Annotated in this window: 16 protein-coding genes; 6 read left to right on the forward strand and 10 right to left on the reverse strand. The window is 71.9% G+C overall.

Annotation, left to right across the window (positions count from 1 at the left end):
* Positions 1-203 precede the first annotated feature (203 nt).
* The 6 genes from ACFQU3_RS09160 to ACFQU3_RS09185 all read right to left on the reverse strand — a co-directional run bounded on the left by ACFQU3_RS09160 (position 204) and on the right by ACFQU3_RS09185 (position 7,172).
* Entirely contained in the window at positions 204-1,214 is a 1,011-nt protein-coding gene (locus ACFQU3_RS09160; protein WP_385908904.1) for a sulfate/molybdate ABC transporter ATP-binding protein, read from the reverse strand.
* Positions 1,211-2,017 (reverse strand): sulfate ABC transporter permease subunit CysW, encoded by an 807-nt coding sequence (gene cysW / locus ACFQU3_RS09165; RefSeq protein ID WP_385908906.1) that lies wholly within the window; start codon positions 2,015-2,017, stop codon positions 1,211-1,213. The genes ACFQU3_RS09160 and cysW overlap by 4 nt, the downstream gene beginning before the upstream one ends.
* Positions 2,014-2,910 carry a sulfate ABC transporter permease subunit CysT gene (gene cysT / locus ACFQU3_RS09170; RefSeq protein ID WP_385908908.1) on the reverse strand — a complete coding sequence of 299 codons (897 nt, stop codon included), beginning with the start codon at positions 2,908-2,910 and terminating at the stop codon, positions 2,014-2,016. Before cysT ends, cysW begins: the two co-directional genes overlap by 4 nt.
* A 107-nt stretch (positions 2,911-3,017) precedes the next feature.
* On the reverse strand, positions 3,018-4,049 hold the full coding sequence (locus ACFQU3_RS09175; RefSeq protein WP_385908910.1) for a sulfate ABC transporter substrate-binding protein: 1,032 nt from the start codon (positions 4,047-4,049) through the stop codon (positions 3,018-3,020).
* 232 nt (positions 4,050-4,281) lie between these two features.
* Positions 4,282-4,506 (reverse strand): hypothetical protein, encoded by a 225-nt coding sequence (locus ACFQU3_RS09180; RefSeq protein ID WP_385908912.1) that lies wholly within the window; start codon positions 4,504-4,506, stop codon positions 4,282-4,284.
* A 206-nt stretch (positions 4,507-4,712) separates the two neighbouring features.
* Positions 4,713-7,172, reverse strand: coding sequence for a DEAD/DEAH box helicase (locus ACFQU3_RS09185; protein WP_385908914.1), 2,460 nt, complete (start codon positions 7,170-7,172; stop codon positions 4,713-4,715).
* Between the two features lie 192 nt (positions 7,173-7,364).
* Here ACFQU3_RS09185 and ACFQU3_RS09190 point away from each other — a divergent pair, with 192 nt between their 5' ends.
* The 6 genes from ACFQU3_RS09190 (at position 7,365) to ACFQU3_RS09215 (ending at position 15,015) form a co-directional block, all read left to right on the forward strand.
* A complete protein-coding gene (locus tag ACFQU3_RS09190) occupies positions 7,365-7,742 on the forward strand; it encodes an anti-sigma factor antagonist (protein WP_385908916.1) in 378 nt (125 codons plus the stop codon).
* Between the two features lie 197 nt (positions 7,743-7,939).
* Complete coding sequence (locus ACFQU3_RS09195; protein ID WP_385908918.1) at positions 7,940-9,322, forward strand: methyltransferase; 1,383 nt, start codon at positions 7,940-7,942, stop codon at positions 9,320-9,322.
* 219 nt (positions 9,323-9,541) lie between these two features.
* Positions 9,542-10,381, forward strand: a complete 840-nt coding sequence (locus ACFQU3_RS09200; RefSeq protein WP_385908920.1) for a TetR/AcrR family transcriptional regulator — start codon at positions 9,542-9,544, stop codon at positions 10,379-10,381.
* Between the two features lie 44 nt (positions 10,382-10,425).
* Complete coding sequence (locus ACFQU3_RS09205; RefSeq protein WP_385908922.1) at positions 10,426-12,156, forward strand: ABC transporter ATP-binding protein; 1,731 nt, start codon at positions 10,426-10,428, stop codon at positions 12,154-12,156.
* Positions 12,156-14,279 carry an ABC transporter ATP-binding protein gene (locus ACFQU3_RS09210; RefSeq protein WP_385908924.1) on the forward strand — a complete coding sequence of 708 codons (2,124 nt, stop codon included), beginning with the start codon at positions 12,156-12,158 and terminating at the stop codon, positions 14,277-14,279. The genes ACFQU3_RS09205 and ACFQU3_RS09210 overlap by 1 nt, the downstream gene beginning before the upstream one ends.
* A gap of 247 nt (positions 14,280-14,526) precedes the next feature.
* Complete coding sequence (locus tag ACFQU3_RS09215) at positions 14,527-15,015, forward strand: CHAP domain-containing protein (protein ID WP_385908926.1); 489 nt, start codon at positions 14,527-14,529, stop codon at positions 15,013-15,015.
* A gap of 103 nt (positions 15,016-15,118) precedes the next feature.
* On the opposite strand, the gene ACFQU3_RS09220 is transcribed toward ACFQU3_RS09215, so the two are convergent.
* The 4 genes from ACFQU3_RS09220 to ACFQU3_RS09235 form a co-directional block, all read right to left on the reverse strand.
* Positions 15,119-15,289, reverse strand: a complete 171-nt coding sequence (locus ACFQU3_RS09220) for a hypothetical protein (RefSeq protein ID WP_385908928.1) — start codon at positions 15,287-15,289, stop codon at positions 15,119-15,121.
* A gap of 89 nt (positions 15,290-15,378) precedes the next feature.
* On the reverse strand, positions 15,379-18,570 hold the full coding sequence (locus tag ACFQU3_RS09225) for a BTAD domain-containing putative transcriptional regulator (RefSeq protein WP_385908929.1): 3,192 nt from the start codon (positions 18,568-18,570) through the stop codon (positions 15,379-15,381).
* Positions 18,571-18,759: 189 nt separating this feature from the next.
* Positions 18,760-19,347: an N-acetylmuramoyl-L-alanine amidase gene (locus ACFQU3_RS09230; RefSeq protein ID WP_385908931.1), complete on the reverse strand. Its 588-nt coding sequence runs from the start codon at positions 19,345-19,347 to the stop codon at positions 18,760-18,762.
* Positions 19,348-19,350: 3 nt separating this feature from the next.
* On the reverse strand, positions 19,351-19,596 hold the full coding sequence (locus tag ACFQU3_RS09235; protein ID WP_385908933.1) for a hypothetical protein: 246 nt from the start codon (positions 19,594-19,596) through the stop codon (positions 19,351-19,353).
* Positions 19,597-19,702 lie beyond the last annotated feature (106 nt).

A 19,702-nucleotide genomic window follows, 5' to 3' on the forward strand; every position in this document is an offset into this window, starting at 1 on the left:
TGGGGTTTTTGGTCGGTGAAGGGCGAGGTGACGGACTGGGGCGGCGAGGTGTCGTCCCCTCGCCGCCCCAGGTCACTCGGTGACCCGAGCCGCCCGCACCCGGCGCTCGGCGTCGGGAGGGGCTTCACGGCATACGTTATGCCGTCGCACGCCCATACGGGCGACTGGTCTCGCGCCAGCTCCACCCCTGTGGGATCGGCCGTTCAGATCGCCAGCGCGGGGTCGACGTCCACGACGCTGGAGCGGCCGATGGCGCGGGCGTGGATCGTCTCGCCTTCGCGCAGCTGGAGCTCGGCTGCGTCGCGGCGGGTGATCTGCGCGGCGAAGCGCTCGCCCGAGTCGGCGCGCAGGTCGACACGCACCTCGAAGCCGAGGGGCACGACGCGCTCGACGACGGCGTCGATGACGCCGGGGGAGTCGTGGACCTTGGCGTCGAGCGCGAGGGCCGTGGCGCGGTCGCGTTCGAGGGCGATGTCGTGGGGACGTACGAGCTGGCCGCCGAGCCGCGCGACCGAGCCGAGGAAGCCCATGACGAAGTCGTTCGCCGGACGCTCGTAGAGCGTGACCGGGTCGCCGACCTGCTCGATGTGTCCCTTGTTGAGCACCGCGATCCGGTCGGCGACGTCGAGAGCCTCCTCCTGGTCGTGCGTCACCAGGACCGTCGTCACGTGGACCTCGTCGTGCAGCCGCCGGAGCCACTGGCGCAGGTCGGTGCGCACCTTGGCGTCGAGGGCCCCGAACGGCTCGTCGAGCAGGAGCACCTGGGGGTCGACGGCGAGCGCCCGGGCCAAGGCCATGCGCTGACGCTGGCCACCGGACAGCTGCGCCGGGTAGCGGTGGCGAAAGCCCTCGAGCCCGACGATCTCGAGCAGCTCGTCGACCTTCTTGTCGGTCTCGGCCTTCGGGCGCTTGCGGATGGTCAAGCCGAAGGCGACGTTGTCGCGGACCGTCATGTGCTTGAACGCCGCGTAGTGCTGGAAGACGAAACCGATGCCGCGCCGCTGCGGCGGCTCGTTCGTGACGTCGCGCCCCTGGATCGTCACGGTGCCGGAGTCCAGCCCCTCGAGGCCGGCGATCGAGCGCAGCAGCGTCGACTTGCCCGACCCGCTCGGGCCGAGCAGCGCCGTGAGCGACCCGCTCGGGATGTCGAGGCTGACGTCGTCGAGCGCGGCGAACGAGCCGTAGTTCTTGCGGGCGCTGGTCACGGTGATCATCGGTCGCTCCTCTTGCGGTCGAGCACGGTCATGAGCAGCAGCACGACCAGCGCGATGCCCATGAGGAGGGTGGCGGCGGCATACGCGCCGTACGTGTTGTGGTCGTCGATGTAGCGCGAGTGCACGAGGAGCGTCAGCGTCTGCGAGACGCCGGGGAAGCCCGACGACACCATGATCACGGCGCCGAACTCGCCGAGGGCGCGGGCGACGGTGAGCACGACGCCGTAGGTCAGGCCCCAGCGGATCGCCGGCAGCGTGATCCGCCAGAAGGTCTGCCAGCGGTTCGCGCCGAGAGTGGAGGCGGCCTGCTCCTGCTCCTGCCCGATCTCGTGGAGCACCGGCTCGACCTCCCGCACGACGAACGGCAGGGTCACGAAGATCGTCGCGATGACCATGCCGGGCAGCCCGAAGATCACCTTGAGCCCGGCCTGGTCGAGCGCGCCGAACCAGCCGCCGGCACCCCACAGCATGATGAGTGCGACGCCGACGACGATGGGGGACACGGCGAAGGGCAGGTCGACGACCGCCTGCAGCAGGCCGCGACCCCGGAAGCGCCCCCGCACGAGCGCGAGGGCCGTGGCGACGCCGAAGACGACGTTGAGCGGGACGACGATCACGACGATGAGCAGCGACAGGTTGATCGCCGACTGCGCGGCGGGCGTCGACACCGAGGCGACGAACGCCGACAGCCCCGGTGCGAACGAGCGCCACAGGATGACGCCGATCGGCACGGCGAGCAGCACGAAGAGGTAGCCGAGCGCCACGATGCGCAGCGACAGGCGGGTGGCTCGGGAGACCCTCATACGTCACGCTCCTCGCGTCGCTGGGTGCGGCTCGACAGGACGCGGAGCAGCAGGAGCGTCAGGAAGGCGATCGCGAGGAGCGCCACCGAGACGGCCGCTGCGTTGAGCGGCCGGTCGATCTCGATCTGCTGCTGGATGTACTGCGACGCGACCTGGGTCTCGCGCGGGATGTCGCCGCCGATGAGCACGACCGAGCCGTACTCGCCGATGGCGCGCGCGAACGCGAGGCCGGTGCCGCCGAAGATGGCCGGCGCGAGCGTCGGCAGGACGATGCGGCGGAAGGTCGTCCAGTTGGAGGCGCCGAGCGACGAAGCGGCCTCCTCGACCTCGCGGTCGGCCTCGATGAGCACGGGCTGCACCGAGCGGACGACGAACGGCAGCGTCACGAAGAGCAGCGCCACGACGAGGCCCCAGCGGGTCGCGTTGAGCTGCACGCCGATCGGGCTGTTCGGGCCGTAGAGGGACAGCAGCACGATGCTGGCCACGATCGTCGGCAGCGCGAACGGCAGGTCGATGAGCGCGTTGACGATCCGCTTGCCCGGGAACTCGTCGCGCACGAGCACCCACGCGACGAGGGTGCCGAGCACGGCGTTGACGAGGGCCACGATCGCCGAGACGAGGACGGTCACCCAGAGCGCCGCGATCGCGGACGGCGCGGTGACGGCGTCCCAGAAGCCCGAGAGTCCTTCGCCGAAGGAGGCGACGGTGAGCGCTGCGAGGGGCAGGAGCACGATGACGCTGAGCCACAGCGTGACGACGCCGATGCCGAGCGGCTGGGCGACACCGACGCGCCAGCGCCGGCGCCGGCTGGGCGCGGGAGAGCCCGGGCCGTCGGGCCCGTCGTGCCCGCCCTGACCGTGGTCCCCCGGGCGTATGCCGTCTCGTGGCGTCACGTCCGCCGCCTCCGTTGCGTCGACCTGGCCTGTCGAGTCCGCCTCCGGACGCGGCGACAGGGGCGCCGCGTCTGCGGCCCCCCTGCGCTGCTGGTCGATGCCCGAGGTCACTGCGTGGCCTGGTCGTAGATCTTGGCGATGTCGCCGACGTCCTTCTTGAAGAGCGTGCTGTCCACGGTCTTCCAGCCGCCGAGGTCCGCGATGGTCCAGAGCTTCGTCGGAGCGGGGAACTTCGAGGCGAACTCCTTGGCAACCGTCGTGTCGACCGGTCGGAAACCTGCCTCGGCGAGCAGCTTCTGCGCCTCCGGCGTGTAGAGGTACTCGTTGAACGCGGTGGCCGCCTCGAGGCTCTTGCTGCCCTTGAGCACGGCGGCGGGGTTCTCGATCTTGAACGTGGTCGGGGGCGTCACGTGCTCGACCGGGTCGCCGTTCTTCTCGATGAAGAGCGCCTCGTTCTCGTAGCTGAGGAGCACGTCGCCGCTGCCCTGGAGGAACGCCTCGGTGGCCTCACGGCCGGACTTCGGCTGGATCTTGACGTGGTCGGACACGAGAGCGCTGACGTACGCGAGTCCGGCCGCCTTGTCGGCGCCGCCGTTGCTCTTGGCGGCGTACGGGGCGAGGAGGTTCCACTTGGCCGAGCCCGACGAGAACGGGTTGGGCGTCACGACCTCGACACCGGGCTTGAGCAGGTCGTCCCAGTCCTTGATGCCCTTGGGGTTGCCCTTGCGCACGACGATCGTGACGACCGACCCGAACGGGATCCCCTTGTGCTCGTTGGCGTTCCAGCTCGGGTCGACGAGGCCTGCGTCGACGAGGCGGGTGACGTCGGGCTCGACGGAGAAGTTCACGAAGTCGGCCTCGGCGCCGGCGGCGACCTTGCGGCTCTGGTCGCCCGAGGCGCCGTAGCTCTGCTGGAACTGGACACCCTTGCCGGCGGCGGTCTTCTGGAAGGCCGGGATGACGACGTCGAAGCCGACCTTCGGGACGGCGTACGCGTAGAGGTTGATCGTGCTCGTCGCGCTGGTGGCGTCGGACCCCGGTGCGGCCACGGTGTCGCTGGCGCCCCCGCCGGCGCACGCCGACAGGCCCAGGGTCGCGGTGACGGCGATGGCGGCGAGGGCGATGGCTGGGCGTCGCATGGACGGGCTCCTGAGGGGTGAGAAGGCAGGTGAGACGAGGGAAGTCGCACGGTCGCGCTGGCGCCGTGCGCAGGTCGGAGGCGGCTGCTTTCCTATCTGTTGCATGGGAGTTTCGAATAGCGCGAGGTTACTGGTCAAATAACGGGCGCTTATGTCTCAGAGTGTGGTCCCGCCACGCTCACCCTGAACGTCCCCGCTCTCCCCCAGCTTCAGTCGCGGCGTCAGTCGCCAGTCAGGCGCCGCGCGAGAGTGACCGCACCCGCAGCACGGGCCCGACCATCGACGCGGTGACGTCCGTCGTGACGTCCCCCGTGACGTCCCCCGTGACGTCCGCTGCCGGGTCGCCTGCCACCGTCACCCGCGCGCCCGGCTCGGCGTCGACCGACCATCCGGCTGGGAAGAGCAGCTCCCACGTCGTCCCGTCGTCGGCGTCGAGCACGAGCGGCTGCGGCTCCACCTCGACCCGACGCAGGGTGCCGCGGACGACCGTCGTGGGCGCGGGCCGGGCCTCCCCGCCCAGCGCCCGGGCAAGGGACGCAGGATCTGCAGAATCTGGCGACGATCCTTCGGGCGCAGCGGAGTCCGCCGCATCCCGCGGACCGGGCGGCCGTGATCCCGACGCATCGCGGCCGCGCGAGGGCCGCCCCTCCGGTCGCCGCCGGCTCATGACCGTCCCTCCCGGGGCCGCTGCTGCGCCGAGCCGGCATGCCGCAGCGTCAGGTCGAGCAGTGCCACCGCACCGCGCTTGTCGAGCGGTTCGTTGCCGTTGCCGCACTTCGGCGACTGGATGCAGGACGGGCACCCGGCCGCGCACTCGCACGACGCGATCGCCTCTCGCGTGGCGGCGAGCCACGTGCGCACCCGGCGGTAGCCACGCTCGGCGAAGCCTGCTCCGCCCGGGTGCCCGTCGTAGATGAGGATCGTCGGCAGGCCGGTATCCGGGTGCAGTGCCGTGGAGACACCACCGATGTCCCAGCGGTCAGCCGTCGCGAACAGCGGCAGCATGCCGATGGCGGCGTGCTCGGCCGCGTGCGCCGCCCCGGGTATGCCGTCCTCCTCCACGCCCGCTCCCGTCAGCTCCTCGACGGGCATCGTCCACCACACGGCCTTCGTCGCCAGCGAGCGCGCCGGCAGGTCGAGCGGGTGCTCGCCGAGCACCTCGCCGCCGGGGAGCCGCCGCAGGAACGAGGTGACCTGGTTGCGAACGGTGACGTGCCCGAAGGAGCAGCGCAACGGCCCCCACTCCTCGTGCTCGACCTCGTGCATGATCTGGAAGTCGCTCACCGACTGCGCCTGGGTCGTCCATCCGGGGTCGCCACGCACCGCGAAGGCCGCGTGGTCGTCGAGGTCGAGCTCGGTGACGACCCACGTCTGCCCCTGGTGCAGGTGCACGGCGCCCGTGTGCACCTGTGAGTGCGCCGCGGCGTCGTCGACGGTGCCGACGACGCGTCCCGTCCGGGTCTCGATGATCCGGACCGGCTCGCCCGCGCCGCGCAGCGACAGGTGGTCGGCCGGGCGGTCCTCGCGCCCCCAGAACCAGCCGCGTGGCCGTTTCTTGAGGATGCCGCGGGCCACGAGCGCGTCGAGCAGGGCCCGGGTCTGCGGCCCGAAGACCGCGACGTCCGCCTCGGTGACGGGCAGCTCCGCGGCGGCTGCCGCGAGGTGGGGCGCGAGGACGTGCGGGTTGTCCGGGTCGACGACGGTCGCCTCGATGCCTCGGCCGAAGATCGCCTCGGGATGGTGCACGACATACGTGTCGAGCGGGTCGTCGGCCGCGACGAGGACCGCGAGCGATCGCTCGCCTGACCGTCCTGCGCGTCCGGCCTGCTGCCACAACGACGAGAGGGTGCCCGGCCACCCGGCGAGCAGGACGGCGTCGAGCCCGCTGACGTCGACGCCGAGCTCGAGGGCATTGGTTGCCGCGAGGCCGAGCAGCTCCTTGGACCGCAGTGCCTTCTCGAGCTCGCGGCGCTCCTCCGGCAGGTAGCCGCCCCGGTAGGCCGCGACCCGCGACTCGTCGGTGACCGGCACGCGTTCGCGCGCGATCCGCGCCACGACCTCGACACCTGCGCGCGACCGCGCGAACGCGACGGTCTGGACCTTCTCGCGCACGCAGGCGGCGAGCAGCTCGCCCGTCTCGGTGATCGTGCTGACCCGCTTCGGCTGTCCGGTCTCGTCGACGAGCAGCGGCGGCTCCCACAGCGCGAACGTCATCGACGCGCGCGGTGAACCGTCGACCGTGACCGGGTGGACCGGCATACCGAGCAGGCGGGATGCGTGCTCCTCGGGGTCGGCGACCGTCGCGCTCGCGAAGACGAACGTCGGCTCGGAGTGGTAGCGCGCGGCCACGCGGCGCAGACGACGCAGCACCGCCGCCAGGTGCGCGCCGAAGACGCCCTTGTAGACGTGGCACTCGTCGACGACGACGTAGCGCAGGGCCCGCAGGAACGAGCTCCACCGCTCGTGCCCGGGCAGCAGCGAGTGGTGGAGCAGGTCAGGGTTGGTGAGCACGAGGTTGGCGTGGTCGCGGATCCAGCGGCGCTCGTCGGTCGGCGTGTCACCGTCGTACGTCGCGGGCCGGACCGCCGGCAGCGCGAGGCGATCGATCCGGCTCAGCTGGTCGGCGGCCAGTGCCTTCGTGGGCGAGAGGTAGAGGGCCGTGGCGCCGCGGCCGTTGGGGGCGCTGGCACCCGAGGCGAGGTCGGTGAGGATGGGCAGGTGGTAGCCGAGGCTCTTGCCGGATGCCGTGCCCGTGCTGACGACGACGTGCCGGCCCGCGTGGGCGGCCTCGGCGACCTCGATCTGGTGCGACCACGGCGCCTCGATGCCCGAGGCGAGCAGCGCCCCGAGCAGGGTCGGGTCGACCCACTCGGGCCAGTCGGCGAGCCGAGCACGGCGCGCGGGCACCTCGTGGACGTGGACGAGCCGCTCGGGGTGGTCGCCGACGAGGAGGCGCAGCAGGTCCTCGGGGGAGGCGTGCGGGGAGAGCTCGCCATCGCGCTCCCGGCCGTGCTCCCAGCCGTGCTGCCGGCCGTGCTCCGGAGCGGGTGCCCGGGCGGCGTCCGGCGAGCCGTGGTCGGACCTTTCCGGCACGGTGTCACTGGGCGCTGGCTCGCCGTTCATGTGGAGCAACCGTATGCGGTCGGGGTACGGTAACCGACGTGCGGGGCATGTTACTCCGCGGTCAGTCACGCGGGGGGAATCGTGACCGACGGTGCTCGGTCAGGCCTCCGCAACCAGGACGCCGCGCCGAGCCGGTTCGGACACGACCCGCGACAATGTGTGGAATCGTGTGGGAATCAGGAAGGGGCACAGGTGGATCTCTCGATCACCCGAGCCGACCATGGCGAGCAGACCGTGGTGCACCTCGGCGGCGAGATCGACGTCTACACCGCACCGCTCGTCCGCGAGAAGCTCGACGAGCAGATCCAGAGCGGGCGCACCCAGCTCATCGTCGACCTCACCGACGTCACCTTCCTCGACTCGACAGGCCTCGGGGTCCTCGTCGGTCGCCTCAAGCTGACGCGTAGCCGGGGCGGCTCCATGCGCCTTGTCGGCAAGGACGACCGGGTCCTCAAGGTCTTCTCGATCACGGGCCTCGACAAGGTCTTCGAGATCCACCCCGACCTCGAGGCCGCGCTCGCCGCGAGCGACGCCAGCGCCGCGCCTGCCGCATCTGGCGAGGGGTCCTGAGCGACACGCCCGTCGTCGACGAGCGGCTCGTCGCGCTGCTGCGCGCCGACCTCGCGGCCGCCCGCTTCACCGTCGACGGCGTCGACGCACGCCTCGGCCCGGTCGCCACGGCAGCCCTGCACCGCGAGCAGCCCCTCCCGGCGCTGCTCGCGACGGAGTCGGCCGACGGCGCCGAGCCCGACGCGTGCGGCGTTCTCGTGCGTCTCTTCACGCTCGGCCGTCCGGTCCCGGCGTCAGCGCTCGCGCACGCCCTGCCGACACTGGGGGTCGACGGGGCCGTGGCGCTCGGGCTCGTGCGGCTCGAGAGCGGCCGCGCCGGCTTCGTCCCGGACCGCTGGGAGCCGCCCTCCCGCACGGCGCTCGCGACGTGCGACCTGCGTCCGTACGGCGACGACGCGCATGACTGGTGGGTCGCGTCGGACCTGTCAGAGCTGGCCGTCGGTGGCCCGCTGCGCGGCGACCACGTCCTGGGTATCGGTGGCGCCTCGACGACGCTCGCGACGTGGACGGTCCGCCGTCCCGTCGAGCGCGCGCTCGACCTCGGCACGGGCTGCGGCGTCCAGGCGCTGCACCTGACCGGGCATGCCCGCACCATCGTCGCGACCGACATCTCCGAGCGGGCCCTTGCGTATGCCGCCTTCAACCTCGCGCTCGCGACCGACGGTGCCGCTGCGGCCCCGGCGGTCGAGCTGGTCGCCGGTGACCTGCTCGATCCGGTTGCGGGGCAACGGTTCTCGCTCGTCGTGAGCAACCCGCCGTTCGTCATCACGCCGCGCGACGAGGGACTTCCCCTCTACGAGTACCGCGACGGCGGGCGTGCCGGCGACACCCTCGTGCGCTCGCTCGTGCGCCAGGTCGGCACCGTGCTCGAGCCCGGCGGCGTCGCCCAGTTCCTCGGAAACTGGGAGGTGCCGGCCGGCCGCACGTGGCGCGACGTCTGGGCGGAGTGGCTCGACGAGCAGGCCCGCGACGGCGTCGCCCTCGACGCGTGGGTCGTGCAGCGCGAGTCACAGGATCCGGCCCAGTACGCCGAGCTCTGGGCCCGCGACGGAGGGGCCCAACCCGGCAGCGAGGCCCACTCGAGGATGTATGCCGCCTGGTTGCGCGACTTCGCCGCGCGCGAGGTCGAGCAGATCGGCCTCGGCGTCGTCACGCTCCAGCGTCCGGCCACAGACCGGCCGACGTGGCGATCGCTCGACGAGGCGCACGGCCCGGTCGCGACGCCGATGGGTCCCGTCGTCGATGCGGGACTGCGCGCTCGGACCTGGCTTGCCGAGCACTCCGACGACGAGCTCCTCGACGTCGCGTGGTCGTGCGCGTCCGACGTGACGGAGGAGCGGCACGCCCGGCCCGGCGCCGACGACCCGAGCATCATCCTCGTCCGTCAGGGCGGCGGGCTCGGACGGGTCGTGCGCGCCGGGACGCTGCTCGCGGCATACGTCGGTGTCGCGGACGGCGAGCTGACGGCGCGGGTGGCGCTCGACGCCATCGCGACGGTCCTCGAGCTCGGCGCGGAGCGGGTCCGGGCGGAGCTCGTGCCGCAGCTGCGCGATCTCGTGGCCGACGGCCTGCTCGTCTGACCTCACCCCTCGAGTGGCCGAGTCGTCCCAGCACGCCGCCCCACCAACCCTCGAGTGGCCGCATCGCCCCACGCCCGCGCCAACGCCAACCCTCGGTTGGCCGCATCGCCCACACGACGAGCGGGGCTTGAGCTGTCTTCTGGGGCTGGAAGGGCGAGGCACTCGACGGGTTTTCGAAAACGACTTGTGAGTGAGTGCTCACTCATTCATGATGGGTCAGTGGCAGAACGAGCGGGGCGGGCCGCCCCCATGCACCCCGACGACCGGCGCGACGCGCTGATCGCGGTCTTCCTCGACCTCGCACACCGCGAGGGACGCCCGCCGACGACGAGCGAGATCGCCCGTGAGGCCGGGGTGGCCGAGGGCACGATCTTCCGCGCCTTCGCGACCAAGGACGCACTCCAGGAGGAGGCGGTCCAGGTCGCGTTCTGCCCGGCGCCGGTGCGTCGCTCGATCGCCGCGATCGGCGACGACCTCTCGGTGCGCGACCGGCTCGTCGCGTTCACGACGATCATGCAGCGGCGGTTCACCGAGGTCTTCGGGCTCATGTCGGCCCTCGGCCTCACCCAGCCGCCGAACCGTGGAGCGCACCTCGCCTGCTACGCGGAGGGTCACCACCTGCGCGAAGCCTCGGACGAGGGCCACGACCACACCGTGGCTCACCAGCCGCTGCTCGACGCCATCCACGCCCTCCTGCTCGACAGCGCCGACGACTTCGTCGTGCCGGCGCGGGACGTCGTGCACCGCATCCGGCTGCTCTGCTTCTCGGGCAGCCACCCCGGCATCGCCGACGGCGACACCCTGACGCCGGACGAGATCGTCGACACCGTCCTCTTCGGCCTCGTGGCCCGCCCGACGACAGCCACGTCCTCGACACGCGCCTCCTCGACACCCGGCTGCACCGGAGAGAGTGGCCTGTCCATCACGGCGCTCTACGAGCAGCTCGGTGGGGACACCGCATCCCTCGAGGAGGGGCCCCACCCGGCACCCGAGCACGCCGCCCCAGCGACACCACCACCCGGCAAACGCGACAAACCCGTTGACCGTCACCCCACGTGAGTCCCTAACGTCTCGAGCGACACCACGCACCGAAAGGCACACACATGTTGATCCGGCTGCTCCGCAGTCACCTGCGTCCCTACCCGGGGCAGATCGTGCTCATCGTGCTGGCCCAGCTCGTCAGCACGATGGCCTCGCTCTACCTGCCGAGCCTCAACGGCGAGATCATCGACGAGGGCGTGGCCAAGGGCAACACCGGCTTCATCCTCAGCCACGGCGGTCTCATGCTCGTCGTCAGCCTCGTGCAGATCGCCGCCTCCGTCACCGCGACGTTCCTCGCGGCGAGGGTCGCGATGAGCATGGGCCGCGACGTCCGCGGGAACGTCTTCGGCAAGGTCGTGGACTTCTCGGCGCAGGAGGTGACCCGCTTCGGCGCGCCGACCCTCATCTCGCGCAACACCAACGACGTCACCCAGGTGCAGATGGTCGTCTTCATGGGCCTCGCGCTGCTCGTCACCACCCCGATCATCATGGTCGGCGGCATCATCATGGCCCTGCGCGAGGACGTCGGCCTCTCGTGGCTCGTCGCGGTGGCAGTCCCGCTCCTCGGCCTGTTCGTCGGCCTCGTCATCTCGCGCATGGTCCCGTGGTTCGGGCGCATGCAGACCTCGCTCGACGGCGTCAACCGCGTCATGCGCGAGCAGATCACGGGCATCCGCGTCGTGCGCGCCTTCGTCCGCGAGGAGCACGAGGAGGCCCGCTTCGCCGAGGCCAACGGGCAGCTCACGAACGCGGGCCTGCAGGTCGGCCGGCTCATGGCGCTCGTCTTCCCGATCGTCATGTTCATCTTCAACGTCTCGACCGTGGCCGTCATGTGGTTCGGCGGTCACCGCATCGACTCGGGTGACATGCAGATCGGCGAGCTGACGGCGTTCCTGTCCTACCTCGTGCAGATCCTCATGGCCGTCATGATGGCGACGTTCATGGCGACGATGATCCCCCGCGCGTCGGTCTCCGCCACGCGCATCCAGGAGGTCCTCGACACCGAGTCGTCCGTCGTCGAGTCCGTCCAGCCGCTGCGTATGCCGTCCGGCGCCGCCGGTCTGGAGCTGGTAGGCGTGGACTTCCACTACCCGGGCGCCGAGGCCGCCGTGCTCCACGACGTCAGCTTCCGCGCCGAGCCGGGCCGCACGACGGCGGTCATCGGCTCGACCGGCGCCGGCAAGACCACGCTCCTCGGCCTCGTGCCGCGGCTCTTCGACGCCTCGACGGGCAAGGTGCGGGTCGGCGGCGTCGACGTGCGCGACCTCGAGCTCGACGAGCTGTGGAGCAGGATCGGGCTCGTCCCGCAGAAGCCGTACCTGTTCAGCGGCACCGTCGCCTCGAACCTGCGCTACGGCAACCCCGAGGCGACCGACGACGAGCTCTGGGACGCCCTGCGGATCGCGCAGGGCCAGGACTTCGTGCAGGCGATGGGCGGTCTCGAGTCGGCCATCGCGCAGGGCGGCACGAACGTCTCGGGCGGCCAGCGCCAGCGCCTCGCGATCGCCCGGGCCATCGTGAAGCGGCCCGACATCTACCTGTTCGACGACTCGTTCTCGGCCCTCGACCTGTCGACCGACGCCCGGCTACGGCGGGCGCTGCGCCCGGTCACGGTGGGCAGCACCGTCGTCATCGTGGCCCAGCGTGTGTCGACCATCGTCGACGCCGACCACATCATCGTGCTCGAGGACGGCCGCATCGTCGGCCAGGGCACGCACGACCAGCTCCTCGACTCCTGCGAGACCTACCAGGAGATCGTCGAGTCCCAGCGCAGCGCGGAGGAGGCGGCCTGATGGCCGAAGGAGTCAAGACGGCCGAGGAGAAGGCCGCGGAGAGCCGGCGGGGCCCGGCGCGACGCACCGGCCCGCCGCACATGCAGCTGGGCCAGCCCGGCGAGAAGTCGCTGAACTTCGGGCCGTCGGCCAAGCGCCTGCTCGGGCGCCTGCGCCCGCACCGCGCGAAGGTGGTCGTCGTGCTCGTGCTGGCCGTGGCCAGCGTCGTGCTGAGCTCGATCGGTCCGAAGATCCTCGGCCGGGCGACCGACCTCATCTTCGCCGGCGTCATCGGCCGCACCGTCCAGGCGCCGCCTGGCACGACGAAGGAGCAGGTCATCGAGGGCCTGCGTGCGCGCGGGCAGACGACGTACGCCGACCTGCTGGGCAACGTCGACTTCACGCCCGGCCGGGGTATCGACTTCGACGCCGTCGGCAGCGTCCTGCTGCTCGTCATCGGGCTCTTCGTCGCGGCGTCGCTCCTCATGTGGATCCAGGGCTGGATCCTGCAGGGCGTGCTCCAGAAGACGATGTACGACCTGCGCCAGGAGGTCGAGGCGAAGCTCAACCGGCTGCCGCTGCCCTACTTCGACAACCAGCCGCGCGGTGAGCTGCTGAGCCGCGTCACCAATGACATCGACAACGTCGGCCAGTCGCTCCAGCAGACGCTCTCGCAGCTGCTCAACTCGCTCCTGACCGTCGTCGCGGTGCTCGGCATCATGTTCTGGATCTCGTGGCTGCTCGCGCTCATCGCGCTCGTCACGATCCCGATCTCGATCGTCGTCACGAGCCTCATCGCCAAGCGCTCGCAGAAGCTGTTCGTCCAGCAGTGGCGCAACACCGGCGAGCTCAACGGGATCGTCGAGGAGACCTTCACCGGCCACGGCCTCGTCAAGGTCTACGGCCGCCAGAAGGAGACCGAGGCGAACTTCAAGGAGAAGAACGACGAGCTCTTCGGGGCCGCGTTCGGCGCGCAGTTCATCAGCGGCATCATCATGCCGGTCATGATGTTCGTCGGGAACCTCAACTACGTCGCGATCGCCGTCGTCGGTGGCCTGCGCGTCGCGTCCGGCACGATGACCCTCGGTGACGTGCAGGCGTTCATCCAGTACTCCCGGCAGTTCACGCAGCCGCTGACGCAGGTCGCGTCGATGGCCAACGTGCTCCAGTCGGGTGTCGCGTCGGCCGAGCGCGTCTTCGAGGTGCTCGACGCCGACGAGCAGCAGGCCGATGCCGTACAGCCAGCGCGTCTCGACGACCCGCACGGCGCCGTCGCGTTCGAGGACGTCTCGTTCTCCTACGCCCCGGACAAGCCCCTCATCGAGGGCCTCGACCTGTCGGTCAGCCCCGGGCAGACGGTCGCCATCGTCGGCCCGACCGGCGCCGGCAAGACGACGCTGGTCAACCTGATCATGCGGTTCTACGAGCTCGACGGGGGACGGATCACGCTCGACGGCGTCGACATCCGCGACCTGACCCGTCACGACCTCCGCTCGCGCATCGGCATGGTGCTGCAGGACACGTGGCTCTTCGGCGGCACGATCCGCGAGAACATCGCGTACGGCCGCCCGGGCGCCCGCGACGAGGAGGTCATGGCCGCGGCGAAGGCGACCTACGTCGACCGCTTCGTGCACTCGCTACCCGACGGCTACGACACGGTGCTCGACGACGAGGCGTCCAACATCTCGGCGGGCGAGAAGCAGCTCATCACGATCGCCCGCGCGTTCCTGTCCGACCCGGCGCTGCTCATCCTCGACGAGGCGACGAGCTCGGTCGACACGCGCACGGAGCTGCTCGTGCAGCACGCGATGGCGGCGCTCCGCTCGGACCGGACGAGCTTCGTCATCGCGCACCGTCTCTCGACGATCCGCGACGCCGACCTCATCCTCGTCATGGAGGACGGCCGCATCGTCGAGCAGGGCTCGCACGCCGAGCTGCTCGCGGCCGGCGGCGCGTACGCCACGTTGTATGCCGCCCAGTTCTCCGGTGCCGCAGCCGACCTCGACGAGGCGGCCGGGGCACCCGGCGGGCCCGGCGGCATACCGGAGCTCGCGGGTGTCGGCGCGGGTGCGCCCGGCCCGGCCGGCGGCCCCGGGGTGCCCGCGCCGGACTCGGCCACTCCGGCCGACCCGACGGCCGACTGAGCGTCGCAGGGGAGCGAGAGGCCCCGCCGTCCACGTGGACGGCGGGGACTCTTCGCTGTCTTGGGGACCGCTCGGCGGGGCCGCTCGCCGGGCGGTCAGTACGGCGGTTGGCACGACGGTTAGCACGACGGTTAGCCGGGCGTTAGCGGGCCTGACGACGCTGGAAGCACGTCAACGTCCCGCGGTTCCGCGGGAGGGACCCGCCGACGTCGGGTTGCCGACCGGCCCAAGCACCAAGGAGCACAACATGAAGACTCGCGCTCGGAGGACCTCCGCCCGCACGATCGTCACGGCCGTCGCGCTCGCGGCCGCCACGTCCGGGGCCGTGCCCATCACGACGGCCTCGACGGCGAGCGCCCTGCACCCGATGGTTGCCCACGCCCGCAACTACCTCGGCACGTACCAGGGCCAGTGCAAGGTCTTCGTCCAGAAGGTCTACGCGGAGGTCTACGCCGGCACGCTCGACCAGGGCTACTACCAGGCGTACCTCAACGCCGGCTACCACCGCGTGGCGAAGGCCGACGTCGTGCCGGGCGACATCATCCAGGAGACCGACTCCGGGAGCCACACCACGGGCATCCACACGGCGATCGTCACGGGCGACCCGGACGGCCCCGAGATCCGCGTCATCGACTCCAACTTCGTCGCGCCCAACAAGGTCGGGGAGCACACGTACAACCCGACGACGCACGCCCAGTCCCACGGCGGTGTGGCCTACTACTGGCACAAGGGCTGACAGCTCGGGCGCGGACCGGCCCTGACGACGAACGGGTGTGCCGCCGAGCGACATCGCTCTGCGGCACACCCGTCCGGTCATCGCGGCTGGTGTCGACGGGCTTTCACATGGTGGTGGGCGGCGAGACGGGGCACGTGCCGTTGGTGGTCTGACCGCCACCCTTGGCGCACCAGACGCCCTCGTCGCCTCCGGCGGCGCGGGCGGTGGCGTGGGTCGTGACGGCGAGGAGGGCAGCCGCGACGACGGCGGCGGCGGCTCGGGTGACGTGCTTCAAAGTGGTCCCCTGACGTGCGAGATGTCTCAGGTTCCGGGTCGGAACCAGTGATGGTGGCCGCAGCCTAGGGGAGTGGCCCTAACTCGTCGCTAACTCGCGTGCGCGGGATACGGCGGCGTCGGCAGCCGGAGAGCGGCGTCGGTCAGGCCGAGGTCGTCGAGGAGCCGTGCGCACTCACGGCGGTCGGGCTCGATATGGGGCGCGTCGACGTGGAGGGCGTCGAGGTGGAGGGCGTCGAGGTGGCTGCCGTCGGAGTGGCGGCCGTCGGAGTGGCTGGCAGCGCGGCGGGCGATGGCCACGCGCCGCGCGAGGTCGGCGGCGAGCTCGAGCGGCTGGCCGAGGCGTCGACGCAGCTCGACCAGCCGGCGGACGTGGAGGTCGGCCTGCGGCCAGTCACCCCTGGCGACCAGCAGGTCGACGTGGAGCCGCAGGACGTCGGGGTCCTCACCCGAGGCTGCGCGCGGGTCCAGCTCTGCCCGGGCCGCAGCCAGCTCGGCCTCGGCGCGTTCGAGGTCGCCGAGGCCACAGTGCACCCGGGCGAGGGCGAGGCGGCAGTGCGCCGTCCCGAGGTCGTCCCGGATCGCCTGCGCGAGCTCCAGCGCCTCGGCCAGGAGGGCGTGGGCCTCGTCCCACCGCTGCAGGTCGAGAAGCCCCTCTGCCCGGGTCGTGAGCCAGATGCTCGTCGAGCGTGTCGGCTCCGAGACGCGTGAGTGCTCGACCCTCGCGGCCAGCAGGGGGTCGGCCTCGGCAGCCCGGCCGACGTTGCGCAGCACCACCCCGCGCTGCGCCTCGACCCTGAGGCGGCCGGCCTCGTCACCGAGCTGGGAGGCGAGCTCCGCGGCCGCGTCGAACCACCGCATGGCATCGCCGAAGCGGTCGGCCATCATCGCCGCCCATCCCGACATGGAGAGCGTGCGCTGCTGCGCCTGCGGGTCGTCGAGCTGTCGGGCCATCTCGAGGGCGCGGGCGGCCACGTCAGGCAGCTGGTCCGATCGCTGGCGCTGCGCGAGGACCGCGAAGAGCGAGCTGAGCAGCTCGAGCTGTTGCCGCGGCGCCGACGTGGACGGCCCCTGTCGCGTGTGGGACTCGAGGGCAGCGCGGAGCATGCGCTCACGGTCGTCGTCGTAGGCGCGCATCGTGAGGAAGTCGCGGGCGGCGAGGGCGAGCGCTCCTGCCAGCTCGGGATCGCCCTCGTTGCCGGTCGTGACGACCGCGGAGACGAGGCTGCCGCGCTCCGCCTCGAACCACTCCCGGGGCGTCGCCATGGCCTCGGCTGCGCCGTCGAGCAGGGCGGGGTCCGGGTCCGACGACGCGGGGGAGGGCGCGGTGTCTCCGACCTGGCGGCTCTCCAGGAGGGCGTCGCTCGCGACGCGGGCGAGGCCGAGCCACCTGGTCGCCAGCTCGGTCGCCAGCGCAGACCGCAGCTGCGCAGGATCCTCCGCGGCGAGCCTCTCCGACGCGAGCTGGCTCACGAGGCTGTGGACGCGGTAGCGCGGCTGGCTGGCACCGTCGCGACCGACGGGCTCGACGAGGTGCCGGTCGACGAGCTCGTCGAGGGCGCGATGCGCCTCGATCTCCCTCGTCACGTCGCGCAGCAGGAAGCGGGCGAGCCAGGCCGGCCAGTCACCGGCCGGGGCCAGTGAGAGCCGACGGAAGAGCGCCCTCGACGGGGCGGCCAGGTCAGCCAGCGATGCCGCGATGCTGGCGCGGACGTCGATGTCGCCCGCGGAGAGCTCGTCCAGGCGGGCGTGCTCGCGGGCAAGCCGGTCCACGAGGTCCTCCACGGTGAGGGAGGCGTTCGTCGCGAGCTTCGAACCGGCCACGCACAGGGCGAGAGGCAGGTGGCCGCAGAGGGCGCTGACCTGGCTGAGGACGTCGAGCTTGCCGACGACCTCCGACTCAGGGCTCGCGATCTCGGCGATGAGCGAGGCGCCGTCACGGGCCGACAGCGGCGGGACGGTGTGCCGCCGCACCCCCACGAGACCGGCCAGCTTGCTCCGGGACGTGACGATCGCACCCGCTCCGGGAGTGGTCGGCAGCAGCGGCCGCACCTGCGACTCCGCCACCGCGCCGTCGAGCACCATGAGGACCCGCCGTCCCGCCGTGCAGCTGCGGTACAGGGCGAGCCGTTCATCGAGGCTGCTGGGAATGGCTGCGTTCTCGACGCCCAGCGCCCGGAGGAAGCGGCCGACGACGTGATGTGGGTTCGCGGCCCCCGACGGGTCGTCTCCCAATGCCGCGTAGAGCGTGCCGTCGGGGTACGCGCTGCTCAGGGCGTGGCCGGCCGTGACCGCCAACGCCGTCTTGCCGACGCCACCCACCCCGACGAGGACGACGACAGCGGGCGGTGCGGTGCTCGGTGCCTGCGGCGGGGGTCGCCGGCCGGAGGGCTCGGCCGCCCCTCGCTGCGCAGGTGCGGCCGAGGCGCCGCCCAGCCGTGCCAGCACTGCTCCGAGCAGCGCTTCGCGTCCGACGAGGGTCCACGTGGGGGCCGGGAGCTCACGAGGCAGGCGGTGGCTCACGTCAGCGGTGACCGGGTCACCTCGGAGGATGAGAGTGTTCAGAGCCGCCAGGCGTGGGCCCGGGGGGACGCCGAGCTCGTCGACGAACCGCTGGCGGAGTCGGCGGTACGCGGTGGCAGCCTCCGTCCGTCGCCCGGCCGACGCGAGGGCGCGCAGCCGGTGCTCGTGAAGGCTCTCGTTCCAGGGGTCGTCCTCCAGGTGTGCCGCGGTGACGGCGAGCACCTCGTCGTGTCGACCCAGCTCGGCCAGTGCCGCGACGTAGAGATCGACGGCGGCGATCCGCTCGTCGTCGAGCCTGCGCACCACTCCGGTGGTGCTGTCGCCCGCCGCGGCGTCGGTCGCGCCGCCGAAGGGACTCCCTCGCCACAGCGCGATGGCCTGGCCGAGCCACTCGACGCGCTGGTCCGGGGGCGCCGACGGGTCGTTCTTGGCCTGGTCCACGAGGGCCCGGAACTCGAGCAGGTCGAGGCTGTGCGGGGGCGCCAGTCGCAGCTCGTAGCCGGTCCGGTGCGACGCGATCAGGTCGCGGCCGTGCTGGCCCAGGCGACGACGCAGCGTCGACATGACGTTCTGGACCTGTTGCTTGGCCGTGGGCGGCGGGTCGTCCCACAGCAGGTCGATGATCGTCTCGGTGCGCAGCAGTCGGTCCGCCGCGATGAGCAGCTGCGCCAGGACCAGGCGTTCGCGGCCGCTGCCGAGGGGTATGGCGACGCCACGTTCGTCGCGGACCTCGACGGGCCCCAGCACCCGGAACTGCACAGGTGCATTCTGTCTGCCTCCACGCGTCGAGGCGCAACCCCGCCCCACCGCGCGCAGAGAACAACCTCGACGCGGCGCGGCGCCAGTGGCGGCGCCCGTCGTCGAGGACCGGGACTGTCCGGTGTCAGCTCAGGGCTGTCTCCATGACCTCCTTCCGGTCTCAGAAGCTGTTCCGTGGCCGAGCCGCGGTTACCAGCCGGTGCGCTCGAGGCACTGCCGGACCGACTCGCGGATGTCGGTCATGTCCCAGTTGTAGGGGTCGATCTTGCCCGTCGTGCTCGTCTCCTTGTGCGCTCGCACGTACCGGTAGCCGTGGCCCAACCGGCTCACGATCCGCGCAGCAGCGACGATGGCCGTGGACTTCTGCCCGCTCGTCGCGTACTGCGTCGGAACGTGGTTGGTCGCGGCGTACTCGACCTCGATGCCGACGTACATCTCGTTCCCGTCCCCGGCCGGCATGGGTCCGCTCGCGACAGCAGAGCCCGCGTGGTTGGCACGGCCCGCCGCGACGACCCAGCACACCGAGTTGCGGTCGATGAGAACGTGGCAGAGGGGCCCGGGCAACGGGTCGGACCCACCACGCCCCTGGATGACGGTGTCGAGCGACGGGTGCGGGTCGCTCGACGTGGCGTAGGCGGCCGTGTGGTGCAGGAGCACGCCCTCGGGGGCGAAACCGCCGGTGGAGGCGGGACGCTCGCGCGTCTCCCAGCCGCTCGTCTCACGGACGGTGAGTCCCGCGCTGCGGAGGGAGTCGGCGAGCCAGAGGATGCGGGCCATGGCTCAACCCTCCTCGAGGTCGGCGAGGCACTCGGGAGTGCGGGCCCGGACGACGCTCGGGGCGGGGACGGCGCCCGCGGCCGATGGGGCGATGAGAGCGGTAGCAGCTGCCACGCCGAGGACCGCGGCCCCGCGGTGCAGGGCGGCGCGGCGCCCGACGACGTGGTCGTCGGCAGCGCCGAGGTCGGGGCCGCCGAGCTCGGCGCCGGCGGTCGGCGGCGTCAGGTCTCGTGGTGTGGGCGACGACATGAGTGCTCCTCGGGACATGTGAGTTGACCTGGTGGGAGCGCGGACCGATCGACGTTCGGCTCGGGACCGCGCGAACGTGGCCCGGCATCCCCCTGTGTGGTGGCAA

Origin of the sequence: Terrabacter sp. GCM10028922 (assembly GCF_042666095.1) — a bacterium.
GTDB lineage: Bacteria > Actinomycetota > Actinomycetes > Actinomycetales > Dermatophilaceae > Terrabacter.

What these genes read in the sequence shown, in the direction of transcription:
- ACFQU3_RS09210 (WP_385908924.1), top strand. Translation starts at nt 12,156, where the DNA reads ATGGCCGAAGGAGTCAAGACGGCCGAGGAGAAGGCCGCGGAGAGCCGG.
- ACFQU3_RS09175 (WP_385908910.1), bottom strand. Translation starts at nt 4,049, where the DNA reads ATGCGACGCCCAGCCATCGCCCTCGCCGCCATCGCCGTCACCGCGACC.
- cysW (WP_385908906.1), bottom strand. Translation starts at nt 2,017, where the DNA reads ATGAGGGTCTCCCGAGCCACCCGCCTGTCGCTGCGCATCGTGGCGCTC.
- ACFQU3_RS09235 (WP_385908933.1), bottom strand. Translation starts at nt 19,596, where the DNA reads ATGTCGTCGCCCACACCACGAGACCTGACGCCGCCGACCGCCGGCGCC.
- ACFQU3_RS09185 (WP_385908914.1), bottom strand. Translation starts at nt 7,172, where the DNA reads ATGAACGGCGAGCCAGCGCCCAGTGACACCGTGCCGGAAAGGTCCGAC.
- ACFQU3_RS09230 (WP_385908931.1), bottom strand. Translation starts at nt 19,347, where the DNA reads ATGGCCCGCATCCTCTGGCTCGCCGACTCCCTCCGCAGCGCGGGACTC.
- ACFQU3_RS09215 (WP_385908926.1), top strand. Translation starts at nt 14,527, where the DNA reads ATGAAGACTCGCGCTCGGAGGACCTCCGCCCGCACGATCGTCACGGCC.
- ACFQU3_RS09205 (WP_385908922.1), top strand. Translation starts at nt 10,426, where the DNA reads ATGTTGATCCGGCTGCTCCGCAGTCACCTGCGTCCCTACCCGGGGCAG.
- ACFQU3_RS09160 (WP_385908904.1), bottom strand. Translation starts at nt 1,214, where the DNA reads ATGATCACCGTGACCAGCGCCCGCAAGAACTACGGCTCGTTCGCCGCG.